This is a genomic window from Paenibacillus sp. J22TS3, from assembly GCF_018403205.1.
In the GTDB taxonomy this organism is placed as follows: Bacteria; Bacillota; Bacilli; order Paenibacillales; family Paenibacillaceae; genus Fontibacillus; species Fontibacillus tuaregi.
The window spans coordinates 496562-509790 of record NZ_BOSF01000001.1; the positions used below are offsets into that span (position 1 = coordinate 496562).

Consider the following 13229-nt stretch of genomic DNA (forward strand, 5'->3'; position numbering starts at 1 on the left):
CTATGAAGGCAGCGTCTTCTTTCCAAATGCGTAATGATGATCATTCCGCAGCTTCTGAACTTGCTCAACAAGCGCCTCCGACGTAAGGCCGACTTCCTGGCACTGCTCCTTAATGCTGCCGTGTTCAATAAACCGGTCAGGAACACCCATCAGCCTGATGTCCAGTCCGTAAATCCCGTGCTCAGCGTAAAATTCCAATATAGCACTTCCGAGACCTCCGGCGATTGATGCCTCTTCGATCACGATCATTTTACCATGTGTTCTTGCAAGCTCGAGCAGCATAGCTTCATCAAGCGGCTTGATAAACCTTGCATTAATAACCGCCGCCTGGATACCGTCCCGTTTCAGCACATCAGCTGCGTCTTCGGCAACCTGCACCATCGTACCCACAGCAATGATGGCTGTGCCTTCCCCTTCCCGAACTTTCTCCCACGTGCCAATCGGAATAGGAACAAGCTCTTTGTCCAACTTAACTCCTAAGATATCGGCTCTAGGATAACGGTAAGCGATAGGTCCGTCGTTATATTCAAGTGCGGTCTTCATCATATGCCGAAGCTCATTCTCATCCTTCGGCATCATCATGACCATATTCGGGATATGGCGCATGAATGAGATATCGAATACCCCCTGATGCGTCTCGCCATCTGCCCCAACAAACCCGGCCCGGTCAATGGCAACCATCACATTGGCGTTGTGACGGCAAATATCGTGAACAATCTGGTCATAGGCCCTCTGCATAAATGTCGAGTACACCGCAAACACCGGCTTTAAGCCCTCCATAGCTATGGCTGCACACATGGTAGCCGCATGCTGCTCTGCAATGCCCACGTCAATCATTCGGTCTGGAAACCGTTCAGCGAATTCAAGCAATCCAGATCCGCGCGGCATAGCCGGAGTAACAGCAACAATTCGTGAATCCTGCTCAGCAAGTTCGATCAAAGTCTGTCCAAACACTTCGGTATAAGACGGACTGCCTACCGCCTTAAGAGCTTTCCCGGACTCGATCTTGTACGGGGATGCGCCATGCCATTTATGCGAATCCGCTTCGGCCGGCGAGTACCCTTTACCTTTGGTGGTCAGCACATGAACGAGCACAGGTCCGGTCACATTGTCAGCCTGCTTAAACGCCTCAATTAGCTTAGGGAGATCATGGCCATCCACAGGTCCAAGATAAGTGAATCCTAATTCTTCAAAAAGAACCCCGTTCATCAGCATATATTTCAAGCTGTCCTTAAAGTTCGCCGCAGTCTTGGCAAGCTTGTCACCAATAGCCGGAATCTTCTTCAGGATCAGCTCCACTTCATCCTTGGCTCTGAGATAGGTCTTGTCAGAACGGATTTTGCTTAAGTAATTGTGCATTGCTCCGACATTAGGGGCAATGGACATCTCATTATCATTAAGCACCACCATCAGGTTCTTCTTCTCATGGCCGATATGGTTCATGGCCTCAAAAGCCATACCGCCCGTCAAAGCGCCGTCTCCGATAATCGCTACCACTTTGTTCGTTTCACCCTTGAGATCACGGGCTAAGGCCATGCCCATTGCAGCGGACAAGGAAGTGCTGCTGTGGCCAGCTTCCCACACGTCATGTTCACTCTCATTGCGCTTGACGAATCCGCAGAGTCCCTTGTACTTGCGGAGCGTATCGAATTGATCCATACGCCCGGTTAACATCTTATGGACATACGCCTGATGACCGACATCAAATATAAACTTGTCCTTCGGGCTGTTATAACAATAGTGAAGAGCAAGCGTTAACTCAACCACACCCAGATTGGATGCGAGATGTCCACCCGTGGAGGACAGCTTCTCAATTAGAAACTGACGGATTTCAGCGGCCACCCGGCCGAGATCTTCAACAGAATATTTTTTTAAGTCATTGGGTTCATGGATTTGTGAAAGCAGCACATGAATTCCCCGCTTTCCTAATTGGATTTATCATGATGTAGTGCAGATTCCTCTGCTCTTAATGGATTAACGTATAGGATTATGGCCCATTTAACAAGAAGAACAGGTCATAATCCCATGAAACCTGCGAGCCAATCCACGTAATGTTGTATATTATACCACAAAAGTAAGCGCTGCAATAATCCCCTGCCTGCTTACACTAATCTGAACGTCCTAAACTTTCTATCAATGATCCCGGTTCAGGAGAAACTCAGCAATCTGAAGCAGCCTCTCCGGATTGGGAATAACCCCTCCGCTAACGGCTTCCTTAGCCAGCTTGGTTAACCGGTCAACTTCAGCCTTGGACTCATCCAGCCCAATAAAATAGGGATAGGTCACTTTATTCATAGCCACATCGCTTTGTGTCTTCTTACCCAGCTTCTGCTCATTGCCAATCAGATCGAGAATATCATCTTGAATCTGAAAAGCTAAACCGATGCTGCGCCCGAACGTTTCTAAGGCTCGGAGTTGCTCCTGCGAAGCTGAAGCGATCCGTCCTCCGGCCTTGAGCGAAAATACAATTAAATCCCCTGTCTTGTGTATATGAATGTACTTGAGCTGTTCCAGGTCCGTAATCCCCTGTTCCCCTTCCATGTCCGCCGCTTGACCGCCGACCATGCCTTTTGGCCCCGCATACACGGACAGCTCCTCTACGATAGCCAAAGTCTGCTCTGCAGGAACATGGAACTTCCGGCTGGCCTCCGTAATGCTGTAAAAAGCATGGGTGAGCAGACCATCACCAGCCAGGATCGCCGTTGCCTCTCCGAATACTTTATGATTCGTCGGCTTGCCGCGCCGGAAATCATCATTGTCCATGGCTGGAAGATCATCATGAATCAAAGAGTAGGTATGCACCATTTCCACAGCACAGGCGACAGGCAGTGCCGCTTCCCGGCTTCCTCCCATCGACTCTGCCGCAGCAATGACTAACAGCGGCCGTATCCGCTTGCCTCCGGCAAGAAGGGAGTAATGCATCGCTTCCCGCAAAGAGGATGGAATGCTCCAATCCCCCGGAATCGATTGCTCCAGACCTTGGTTAACGAGGCTCCCGATTTCGTTCATATACGCTTCAAAAGAAGACTTATTCAACAGGTTCACCGCTTTCTTCTGGAGCTGCAAATGGCTTCTTGGTGACTTCCCCATCTGTTTCTACGATCATTTCTATTTTACGTTCCACCTGTGCCAGTTTCTGGCCGCACAGTTGGGACAGCTGCATTCCCCGCTGAAACAGATCGATGGCTTTCTCTAAAGGCACATCCCCATGCTCCAGCTGGGATACGATCTCTTCCAGCTGTTCCATCGCTTCTTCAAAATTAATGTCATTGTTAAGTTCCACGATCTTCTCCTTCCCGCTGCATCCCCCATACCTGACAATCCAACTCTCCGTCGGTAACCTTGATCTTGACCATATCCCCAGGCTGGACATCGTTCAGCGATTTAATCAAACGCTTACCTTGTTCATCGTAAACCAGGCTGTAGCCTCTGCCCATCACCTTAAGAGGGCTGAGGGCGTCAAGCTGCCGCACGCCGGCGCTGAGCTGGGCTGAGCGGTCCTTCAGCACCGCCAGCATCCCTTGGCGAAGCACCTTCGTGGCGTCCTGCTGCCGCCGCGCGGCGTACTGCAGCTGCTCCTGCGGATGGAACCGCAGGAGCCTCGCATGCAGCCTGCCCCGGCGCTCGCTGGTCAGCAGCGCACGGGAGTGCATGCGGCTTGCGAGACGGTGCTTCAGCACGTCGAGCCGCTCTGCGTGCTGGAGCAGGCTCCGCCGCGGATGCACCAGCACCGGCGAGCGCTGCAGGCGCGCGAGCCGCTCGCGGGCGCGGGCCAGACGGTGCTTCAGCCCCTGCTGAAGCTCGCGCTCCCGCTGGCTGATCAGCGCCCGCAGCTCTGCCGCGTGCGGCACCGCAAGCTCAGCGGCGGCCGTTGGCGTCGCGGCCCGCAGATCCGCTACAAAATCGGCGATCGTAAAATCGGTCTCGTGCCCGACGGCCGAGATGACCGGAATCGCCGATTCGTATATGGCGCGGGCCACCATTTCTTCATTGAAGGCCCACAGCTCCTCAAGTGAGCCGCCGCCCCGGCCGACAATAATGACGTCGGCCTCCCCCATGGCATTCAGCGTCCGGAGAGCCTTTACAATGGAAGGGGCCGCCTGTTTGCCCTGCACGAGCACAGGGTGCAGTATAACCGGGACCTGCGGATAACGCCGCTGCAGCGTGATAATGATGTCACGTACAGCCGCACCCGTAGGAGATGTGATGACCCCGATCGTTTTGGGATAACGGGGCAGGGCTCTTTTGCGGGACGGGTCGAACAGCCCCTCCTCTTCCAGCTTCTTCTTAAGCTGCTCATAAGCCAAATACAAGCTGCCTATGCCATCCGGCTGCATATGTGTTGCATAAAACTGATATTGGCCATCCCGTTCGTATACAGACACATTACCTCTGGCGATGACCCGCGAACCTTCCTTCGGAATAAAAGGAAGGCGCTGGTTGTGAGAGGCGAACATGATACTCTTAATCCGGCTGTCCGCATCCTTCAGGGTAAAATACATGTGACCGCTGGAGTGGTGGGTGAAATTCGAGATTTCCCCCCGGATCCATACCTCGGACAGCAGCGTGTCTGACTCCAGCTTCATCCGGATATACCGGTTCAATTCCTTTATGGAAAATACACGTTGGTTCACGGGGAGACCCCCTTAGAATTAGAAAAATTAATTAGGAGAGACCACTTAACCGCTTGGCCGCGATCATAGTGTTATTCATAAGCATTGTAATCGTCATCGGACCTACTCCGCCAGGTACCGGTGTAATCGGTCCGGAAACTTCCTTCGCGCTTTCGAAATCAACATCTCCAGCAAGCTTGCCGTTCTCCAGCCGGTTTACGCCCACATCAATCACAACCGCCCCCGGTTTGATATAGGATGCGTCGATGAAGTTCGCCTTGCCGACGGCAACAACCAGAATATCCGCTTGAAGAGCCAGCTCTTTCATATTCGCCGTACGGGAATGGCACATCGTCACGGTCGCATTCTCCCGTTGAAGAAGAAGAGACACCGGCTTCCCGACAATGTTGCTTCGTCCGATAACGACCGCATGTTTGCCGGAGATTTCGACTCCTGTCCGTTTAATCAGCTCAATGACTCCGGCAGGAGTGCAAGGCAGCAGGCTGTCATCCCCGATAACCAGATTGCCAACATTCACCGGATGGAACCCGTCCACATCCTTGGCAACCGAGATGGCGTCGATCACGGCTTTCTCATCAATATGCTTAGGGAGAGGAAGCTGAACGAGAATGCCGTGGATATTGTCCTGATGGTTCAACTTGTCAACAAGAGCAAGAAGCTCCTCCTGCGAAGTGGATTCCTCCAGTCTATGAACCTCCGAGTAGTATCCGAGCTCATGGCAAGCCTTGTCCTTGGAACGGACATATACATGAGAAGCCGGGTCCTCCCCGACAATAACGACCGCAAGCCCGGGTCTGAAGCCCGTAGGGGACAATCTGTCCATTTCCTCGCGCAGTCCTTGACGAATCTCTTCAGCTATCTGTTTTCCGCTAATGATTGTTGCTGTCATTATTCTCTCTCCCTCATCTTTGAAATTTAGATTTGTTTGTTTTTCAGCTGTTCGGTATCCTGAATCATTTTACCAAGCACTCCATTTACGAACTTGCCTGATTCCGAGGTGCCGAAGTGTTTGGCAAGCTCAATGGCTTCATTAACAACAACCTTAGCTGGTGTATCTTCACGATAAATCATTTCAAAAGCGGCAAGACGCAGGATTTGCCGGTCCACCCTGGATAGACGGCTGATCTGCCATCCCTTGAGGTATTCAGTCAAAAGGTTATCGATCTCGCTTTTTCTCGTCCATACCCCGTTTACCAGCTCCAGGACAAACTCTGGAGTTCCCATGTCCTTAAGTTCCACTTCACTTTCATTCTCTCCGCCCGCTTCGGCCAGCAGCATGGTGACTGCCTCCTGTGCCTCTACTTCATTCATTTCCATCTGGTACAAGCTCTGTACCGCAATTTCTCTGGCCAGTCGTCTTTTCATGAACTTCCTCCTTGAGGTTAACTCCTCTGAACATCCCTATGCCTTTGGCAAAGGACGGAAATAATAATTAAGTGTATAGGTTTTCACACACTAGTCTAATAGGTAAATCTTAAGCTCACTTAAAGCGCACAAGATTTAATACTGCTCTTCCTATTGTGCATGACAATCGACAGAAAAAAACCCGTGAAATGCTCTCCACAACAAAAAAATGTGCAGAATTATACAGAATGAAATCTCCATTCCATATGAACAGCAGTTTTTTCGGAGCAGCATATCACAGGATTTATTTAAAAGGACGCCAGCGCGAGCTCAGCCATTCACGAATTTGAACCCAGGGAATCAAAGGACCCTGTTCAAGGTCTTTGTATTTGCCAATGGTATACCCGATGTACAGCAAAAGCGCGCAAAAAAGCATGTTCCAAAACCCGAAAAACAGATAAATCGGACATAGTAACAGGGCTGTCGCAAGACCCAGCAAGCGTCCTCTGTGACTCTCCCATATTTGTTTCCAGAGCACCCTGAAATCCACCCCTATTCAACCCGGCTTTTGATCGTGGACGACTGAACAAGATTCGCAATATACACAGAGACATAAGCTACCGGGATGCCGGTAGTCTCTTCAACGTGATCATGCACCTGCTTTTGGACTTCCTCAGTCAGAGCGGGTATTGAGCTCTCCCCGTCAACGAGTGCCCGGATCATAATGTTCAGACCCGACTCGGAAATTTTAATTCTGGTCTTCACATCCTTGATTCCTCTAACTCTGGAAGCTGCTTTGAGGGACAGATTCTCGATCGTTTCTACGGAAATTTGAATGTCTCCAAATTCGGTGCGCTGGTCAATGGACGGCAGCGATGCCCGATCGCGACGAATGGAGATATAAAAGAACCGGATGCTGAGCAGAAACAGCACAGCCGCCACCCCAATCAGAACATTCAACAGGATTTTCTCCTGACTGCTGTAAATTTCAAAAGTGACCGTTCCGGTGAAGAGAAGAATTGCAATAACGGATAGAATGCCAATGCTGAGACTGTAGATAAACAGCAGAAGTCTGTCCAAGATTTTTGCCACTGAACGTGCACCCACCTTAAATTATAGTAAACCCCTGACGCTGATCGTCAGGGGTTAGTCGCTCATTCTTTATTTCACCCTGTGGTTCAGTTCCGACTCCTCGATCTTCTCAGCCGTCTTGAAGATAACGTCATGGATATGCACGTTGACCTCAACAACGTTAAGTCCGGTCATTGTCTCAATCGAGCGCTTCACGTTGCGTTGAATTTCGGTCGCTACTTCAGGGAGACGATTACCGTATTCCACGATGACCGACACATCTACTGCAGCTTCCAGCTGACCCACTTCAACCTTCACACCCTTGGACAGGTTCTTGCGTCCCAGAAGCTCGGCAATACCGCCGGCGAACCCGCCGCTCATGCCAGCAACCCCTTTGACTTCAACAGCCGCAAGACCTGCGATCACTTCAATAACCTCAGGAGCAATCTGAATTTCACCAATCTCGGTTTTCTCATATTCTGTAGGAACTGTACTCATTGTCGTCTTCATCCACCTCTCAATAAGTTTGCGGATGTCTAAATTGTAGGCAAGCGCACTTATTATACATACTATATCATTTTGGGGTCATTATGACAAACAGAGTCCAAGTTATTAAATCTCATTTTCTTCCAGAAATTTAATATCAAAATCCCCGCGCACAAACGTTGGATGATCCAAAAGCTTCTGATGGAACGGGATCGTAGTATGGATCCCCTCAATAGCAAACTCCGACAAAGCCCGCTTCATCTTCGCAATCGCTTCATCCCGCGTTGGCGCCCAGACGATGAGCTTGGCAATCATCGAATCATAGAACGGCGTAATCGTATAACCCGGATAAGCGCCGCTGTCCACACGCACTCCAGGGCCGCCCGGAGCCAGATAGAAGCCGATCTTTCCTGCAGCCGGCATAAAGTTACGGGAAGGATCCTCCGCATTGATACGGCATTCAATAGACCAGCCGTTAATCACTACATCCTCTTGGGAGAAGGACAATGGGTTTCCTTCCGCAACGGAGATCATTTCCTTGATCAGATCGATTCCGGTGACCATCTCAGTGACTGGATGTTCAACCTGAATCCGGGTATTCATCTCCATGAAGTAGAACTGCCCATCCGGACCTAAGAGGAACTCGAGTGTTCCCGCTCCAGAGTAGTTCACAGCCAGGGCGGCACGAACCGCAGCTTCACCCATCTCCTGGCGCTTCTCCGGACTTAAGATCGGACAAGGCGCTTCTTCAACAAGTTTCTGGCGGCGGCGCTGCACGGAGCAGTCACGCTCACCCAAGTAGGCGACATTACCATGCTTATCGGCAATGATCTGGATTTCAACGTGTTTCATTCCCGTTAGAAACTTCTCAAGATAGACCCCGGCATTACCGAAAGCTTTCTGGGCCTCCTGCTGGGCAGTGGTAATCTGCTGGATCAAGGACTCCTCATCCTCGGCAATCCGGATTCCTTTACCGCCGCCGCCTGCAGTGGCTTTGATAATAACCGGATATCCGATATCGCGGGCGACCATAATGGCCTGGTCCATGTCCTCAACCAGACCGTCCGATCCCGGAATTACCGGAACGTTCGCATCCTTCATCGTTTGTTTGGCGACAGCCTTGTCCCCCATTCGGACAATGGCATCCGGGGAAGGACCGATGAAGGTGATATTGCATGAGTCGCAAATCTCCGCAAAGTCCGCGTTCTCAGCCAGAAACCCGTAGCCTGGATGAATAGCATCACATTCCGTCAGGGTAGCCACACTCATCAAATTGGTAAAATTCAAATAGCTGTCTTTGGACAACGTGGGTCCAATACAGTAGGCTTCATCGGCCAGACGTACATGAAGCGAGTCTTTATCCGCTTCGGAATATACGGCTACGGTCTGAATGCCAAGCTCGCGGCACGCGCGAATAATACGAACCGCAATTTCTCCGCGGTTAGCAATTAGTATTTTATGAAAGTTCATGTCTGCATCCTCCTTGGTAACCAAGATAGCGGCCGTAAAGGCCGCCTTCTTACGCTAATCACTCCGGCTTCACCAGAAAGAGGGGCTGTCCATATTCAACCAGCTGGCCGTTCTCAGCCAAAATCTCAACAATTTCCCCTTTGACCTCGGCTTCGAGTTCATTCATCAGCTTCATGGCTTCAATAATGCAGACGATTGATTTGTCTCCAACCTTGTCACCCACGTTGACATAAGGCCCCTTCTCAGGCGATGGAGAGCGGTAGAATGTGCCCACCATTGGGGAAGCAATCGTATGTAAATTAGCCTGATTCTCCTGTGCGCGGGATGTGGCATCCTGGGCAGCGGCTGGGGCAGAGGTCTCCACGGAAGACTGAATATGTACCTGAGCCGGCTGTACCGCTGCTTGCGGAACAGAAACGGCTGCAGACTGCACCTGTACAAGTTCCGTTTTACCCGGCTTGCGGATTGCCAGTCTTGTCCCCTCATTCTCAATTTCAAGTTCGTGGACCGAAGTCTGATCCACCAATTTAATCAGCTCTTTAATTTCGTTTAATTTGAACATTCGCAATTTCACTCCTTCAGCTTTGTAACACACAAGCCTTGGCCATCTTAGAACATAGCATTATGTATTATATCACAAAGGCACGAAATAGAAAGAGCCCAAGATGTATTGGACTCTTCCTCCTTCACCAGCCTTCAAAATGCCCGAAAACCCGCGATATTTCTAGTTTTTTTTCAGCTTACTGCTTAATGTACTGCACCTTTACCTTATCTTGGCTAACTCCAAGTTCCTTGATGACCATATCCACAATACCTACCGCCTGTTTCGGCTCCAGCTTGTCGCTCAGCACGACAACCGTATACTGGCTGTCCTTCTCTGTGACAACCGCATTGGCGTACTGCTGCTGCAGTTTGGTCTCGATATCCGTAATCTTGGATTCTTTATCCTGAAGAGCCGCCAGCTCTTTCTGAGCTTTGGCGCTTTCATCAGCCGGCTTGCTCTGGTCTGCGATAATCTTCGTCAGCTTATCCGACAGCTTGGCATTCTCAGTAACCCGCTCATATTGATAATTCGTGATCGCATCATTACCGGAAGTGCCCTGGGCTTCAATCTTCTTGATAACCTCTTCATCCTTTTTAGCAGAATCCTCGGCTGCGTTAGTCTTGCCAGCGGCGTCTGTTCCCCCGCTCTTCGGTTTGGAGTCCTCTCCGGCCGCTTTTCCTGTATCGGCTCCTTCTTTGGTTTTGTCTGTTGGAGATGGTGTTGAAGCTGGCTCCTGCTTCGTAGAGCCCGAGTCGCCTTCCGGAGTTGCAGCGTCTGTGTTTCCAGTGACTTCTGTTACTACTACATCATCCTTCGCCTGAGTGACCGGAGTATCCTTGGAGCCTGATTTATCCTTTGCGGTCACCTGCTGTCCTTCAGCGACTTTTGGAGTTTTCGTGCCTGAATCCTCGGTGAACAGATAATACGCAGAGAGAATCACCATCAAGCTGAGCATAGACACAAGCCAAATTGTTTGTCTGTTGGTTTTCATTACATATTCCTCCTGATAATAATGATATAGACCTGCCTACTGAGACCCCTTTCGCGGCACAACCGAAATCTGGTAGGCCGCCACATTCAGCCCTTTTTCAACCGCATCCACAATCAGCTGCTTCACTACCTTGTTCTCAGCCCCTCGGGCAACCACAAGCACCCCCCGGATCTTCGGTTTGATCTTCTTGGAAATCAACGGCTGTTTATCTCCCGAAGATTCATAGGTGACAATCTGGCCATCCCGGGTAATCTGGGTAACATGTCTCTTGCCGCCCCCGGCATCTGTCTCATCTGTCTGCTCCTGGGAGTCTTTCATATTACGCTGGACCACAACCTCCTCGGTGGAATCCACGGTTACCATCACATCCACCGTGCCTACACCTACAATTTTCTCCAAAATCTCCTTGGTCCGGTTCTCCAGATTCCCCTCAATGCTGTCAAAGACGTTCCCGCTCTCCTCCTGCCCCGATGCAGTGGCAGCGGATTGGGTCTGGGGCTGAACCGGAGGCTCACGTACCGCTCCCCCTGTATCGATCTTTTTTATGTTGACAAAAGAACTAAACAGCATAATCGCCACACCGATGAGTCCTAGAATAATCAGCAATCTGAACGTGTTAATTCGCTTGCTGCCATCCTGCCCCCCGCCGATCCACTGCTCCAGTTTTTTGATCCACTTGGCCATGAGCTTCACCCCCTTTGATCTATTCCTTGGTCTTCTCATGGATCTTCACCATGGTTCTTGAAATACCCCACTCCTTGGTTAGCTGTTCCATAATTAAGCCGGCTCTGCTGCCCTGTTCCCCTTGAGCAGAAGCTGCACCCGGAGATTCGGATGATGTGCCCTGATCTTCACGTTTGGTCTTCGATTCCCCGATCCGGACCTCAACTTTCTCCACTTGACTGATGGCCGGGACACTGACCGCTTTGCCTTCCTTCTCCTGCTGATCAGCCGAATTAGATGAGGACTTCTGGTCCGCGCTCACATAGACATTCACCTCTTTGATCTCCGGCTTGGCCACAGCAGGCTCCCCGGTTGTCTCCTCCTGCTTGGTGCCCTGGCTGTCCACTTCTAAAGCTACCTCGACCCTCTGGATCTGGATGCCTGTCTTGCTCTCAATCTGCTGTTTCATCTCTCTGCCTACTTCCTCACCAGCCCGCTGGAGTGTCTCGGCTTCCTGCTTCTTGCGCAGTGCCAGCCCCTGCTGAATGATCTGCTGGGTTCCAGCCTGATTCATCTTGTCCGGGTCCAGCTCATCCAGGCTCTGTCCAAGCGCGGTCTGCAATTTGAGTACAGGATTGCCTCCAATCAGCTTAACCAGCGGAGACATCAGAGTCAGCAGGATCAGCAGACTGACCACCAGCTTGACGTATCGCTCAAAGGAGCGGTTCGGCAGCAGCAGATCAATAAAACCTGCCAGAAGCACTACAAATATAATTTCTTTAAGCCACCCGCCCAGCCAGCTCATCTGCTTCCTCCTCAGGTCATAAAAGTCAGCGCATCATCACTGTAATATTTCCGGCGGTCAGCATTATGGTAATGGCCAGAAAGAACATCAATCCGACCGCGGCCATAGCAGCGAACACATAGATCATGCTTTTGCCAATCGTCTCCAGACACACCACAATGGGTGAGTCCCCAAGCGGCTGCATAACCGCTGCCGAGAGATTGTAGATCAGGGCTAGGGTCAGAATCTTGATCGCAGGGAAAGCACACAGGAACAGAATGATGATGACGCCTACCAGACCTACGGCATTCTTGACCAGCAGCGAGGCGGATATCACGGTATCTGTTGCATCAGCGAACACTTTGCCTACGACGGGAACGAAATTTCCCGTCACATATTTCGCAGCCCGGAGTGTGACGCCGTCCGCGACCGATCCGGTGATGCCTTTTACCGAGATGATTCCAAGAAAGACGGTGAGCATAACCCCCAGCAGGCTCATGCTGATCGTCCGCAGCAGATTGGCGAGCTGGGTCAGCTTGTACTTGTCGGACAGAGAGCTGACGATATGCAGCAGCGCCGAGAAGAACAGAAGCGGAAACACCACTGTGCGGACCAGCGTGCCCACGGTATGAACCATGAACACCACAAGCGGATGTGTCACGGTTACCGTTACCACATTTCCCATGGAAGCCAGCATGGTGAACAGCAGCGGCACCATGGCCATCATGAAATCAATCATGTCTCTGATCGCATCGGACGCATAACCAATGGCCACATTAAAGCTGTTGATGGCCAGAATCAGGATAACCATATAACAAATGGAATAGGCCACTTTACTGACATTGCCCCGTTCAAAGGCGGTTTGGAGCGTCTCAAGAATCATGCTGAATACCGTAAGAATAACGATGGTAACCAGAATCTTGCCGTTGTAGAGCACTTCATGCCACATATATTTCAGCAGGGCTGACAAGCCTGCCTTCATGTTGAACTCCTGCCCGCCGGGGAGAAGCATGTCCATGAAGGAAGGCACTTTCTCATCTGGAAAAAAACCGCCATAATCCTTCATCAGATGTTTCCAATAGGCTTCGACCTGGTCTGTCGGCAGCTCGGACGCCTGCTGTTTCATCCGTCCTTCGTCCTGTGACTCGGCGAACAACCGGGCCGGCCAGAAGATCAGAAATCCCAGGATGAAGAGGATCAGCGTTTTCTTTTGCCAATTCAGGTCGTATAGCTTCATGGTCT

15 protein-coding genes are annotated in these 13229 nt (G+C 50.9%); all 15 read right to left on the bottom strand.

All coding sequences use genetic code 11. The features are described from left to right. On the bottom strand, positions 1-1908 hold the full coding sequence (gene dxs, locus KJS63_RS02385) for a 1-deoxy-D-xylulose-5-phosphate synthase (RefSeq protein ID WP_213617801.1): 1908 nt from the start codon (positions 1906-1908) through the stop codon (positions 1-3). A gap of 225 nt (positions 1909-2133) precedes the next feature. Then, on the bottom strand, positions 2134-3009 hold the full coding sequence (locus KJS63_RS02390) for a polyprenyl synthetase family protein (protein WP_244862495.1): 876 nt from the start codon (positions 3007-3009) through the stop codon (positions 2134-2136). 19 nt (positions 3010-3028) lie between these two features. Then, positions 3029-3283, bottom strand: a complete 255-nt coding sequence (gene xseB / locus KJS63_RS26065; protein WP_262363152.1) for an exodeoxyribonuclease VII small subunit — start codon at positions 3281-3283, stop codon at positions 3029-3031. Next, entirely contained in the window at positions 3273-4586 is a 1314-nt protein-coding gene (gene xseA, locus KJS63_RS02400) for an exodeoxyribonuclease VII large subunit (RefSeq protein WP_374706252.1), read from the bottom strand. The genes xseB and xseA overlap by 11 nt, the downstream gene beginning before the upstream one ends. Positions 4587-4665: 79 nt before the next feature. Continuing rightward, positions 4666-5523 (bottom strand): bifunctional methylenetetrahydrofolate dehydrogenase/methenyltetrahydrofolate cyclohydrolase FolD, encoded by an 858-nt coding sequence (gene folD, locus KJS63_RS02405; protein ID WP_213617805.1) that lies wholly within the window; start codon positions 5521-5523, stop codon positions 4666-4668. A gap of 26 nt (positions 5524-5549) precedes the next feature. After that, positions 5550-5999 (bottom strand): transcription antitermination factor NusB, encoded by a 450-nt coding sequence (nusB, locus tag KJS63_RS02410; protein WP_213617806.1) that lies wholly within the window; start codon positions 5997-5999, stop codon positions 5550-5552. 283 nt (positions 6000-6282) lie between these two features. Then, complete coding sequence (locus tag KJS63_RS02415; RefSeq protein WP_374706239.1) at positions 6283-6528, bottom strand: DUF2273 domain-containing protein; 246 nt, start codon at positions 6526-6528, stop codon at positions 6283-6285. Between the two features lie 2 nt (positions 6529-6530). Continuing rightward, positions 6531-7070, bottom strand: a complete 540-nt coding sequence (amaP, locus tag KJS63_RS02420) for an alkaline shock response membrane anchor protein AmaP (RefSeq protein ID WP_068616936.1) — start codon at positions 7068-7070, stop codon at positions 6531-6533. 69 nt (positions 7071-7139) lie between these two features. Continuing rightward, positions 7140-7547, bottom strand: coding sequence for an Asp23/Gls24 family envelope stress response protein (locus tag KJS63_RS02425; RefSeq protein WP_068616935.1), 408 nt, complete (start codon positions 7545-7547; stop codon positions 7140-7142). Positions 7548-7661: 114 nt separating this feature from the next. Next, entirely contained in the window at positions 7662-9005 is a 1344-nt protein-coding gene (gene accC / locus KJS63_RS02430) for an acetyl-CoA carboxylase biotin carboxylase subunit (RefSeq protein ID WP_213617808.1), read from the bottom strand. Positions 9006-9063: 58 nt separating this feature from the next. Next, positions 9064-9567, bottom strand: a complete 504-nt coding sequence (gene accB, locus KJS63_RS02435) for an acetyl-CoA carboxylase biotin carboxyl carrier protein (RefSeq protein WP_068616933.1) — start codon at positions 9565-9567, stop codon at positions 9064-9066. Between the two features lie 178 nt (positions 9568-9745). Beyond that, complete coding sequence (locus KJS63_RS02440) at positions 9746-10540, bottom strand: SpoIIIAH-like family protein (protein WP_213617809.1); 795 nt, start codon at positions 10538-10540, stop codon at positions 9746-9748. Positions 10541-10576: 36 nt separating this feature from the next. Then, positions 10577-11224, bottom strand: a complete 648-nt coding sequence (gene spoIIIAG, locus KJS63_RS02445; protein WP_068616929.1) for a stage III sporulation protein AG — start codon at positions 11222-11224, stop codon at positions 10577-10579. A gap of 19 nt (positions 11225-11243) precedes the next feature. Then, complete coding sequence (gene spoIIIAF, locus KJS63_RS02450; protein WP_213617810.1) at positions 11244-12008, bottom strand: stage III sporulation protein AF; 765 nt, start codon at positions 12006-12008, stop codon at positions 11244-11246. A gap of 25 nt (positions 12009-12033) precedes the next feature. Further along, entirely contained in the window at positions 12034-13224 is a 1191-nt protein-coding gene (gene spoIIIAE / locus KJS63_RS02455) for a stage III sporulation protein AE (RefSeq protein ID WP_068616926.1), read from the bottom strand. Between the last annotated feature and the right edge of the window lie 5 nt (positions 13225-13229).

What these genes read in the sequence shown, in the direction of transcription:
- KJS63_RS02390 (WP_244862495.1), bottom strand. Translation starts at nt 3,009, where the DNA reads ATGAACGAAATCGGGAGCCTCGTTAACCAAGGTCTGGAGCAATCGATT.
- xseA (WP_374706252.1), bottom strand. Translation starts at nt 4,586, where the DNA reads ATGAAGCTGGAGTCAGACACGCTGCTGTCCGAGGTATGGATCCGGGGG.
- folD (WP_213617805.1), bottom strand. Translation starts at nt 5,523, where the DNA reads ATGACAGCAACAATCATTAGCGGAAAACAGATAGCTGAAGAGATTCGT.
- nusB (WP_213617806.1), bottom strand. Translation starts at nt 5,999, where the DNA reads ATGAAAAGACGACTGGCCAGAGAAATTGCGGTACAGAGCTTGTACCAG.
- KJS63_RS02425 (WP_068616935.1), bottom strand. Translation starts at nt 7,547, where the DNA reads ATGAGTACAGTTCCTACAGAATATGAGAAAACCGAGATTGGTGAAATT.
- accC (WP_213617808.1), bottom strand. Translation starts at nt 9,005, where the DNA reads ATGAACTTTCATAAAATACTAATTGCTAACCGCGGAGAAATTGCGGTT.
- accB (WP_068616933.1), bottom strand. Translation starts at nt 9,567, where the DNA reads ATGTTCAAATTAAACGAAATTAAAGAGCTGATTAAATTGGTGGATCAG.
- KJS63_RS02440 (WP_213617809.1), bottom strand. Translation starts at nt 10,540, where the DNA reads ATGAAAACCAACAGACAAACAATTTGGCTTGTGTCTATGCTCAGCTTG.
- spoIIIAG (WP_068616929.1), bottom strand. Translation starts at nt 11,224, where the DNA reads ATGGCCAAGTGGATCAAAAAACTGGAGCAGTGGATCGGCGGGGGGCAG.
- spoIIIAF (WP_213617810.1), bottom strand. Translation starts at nt 12,008, where the DNA reads ATGAGCTGGCTGGGCGGGTGGCTTAAAGAAATTATATTTGTAGTGCTT.
- spoIIIAE (WP_068616926.1), bottom strand. Translation starts at nt 13,224, where the DNA reads ATGAAGCTATACGACCTGAATTGGCAAAAGAAAACGCTGATCCTCTTC.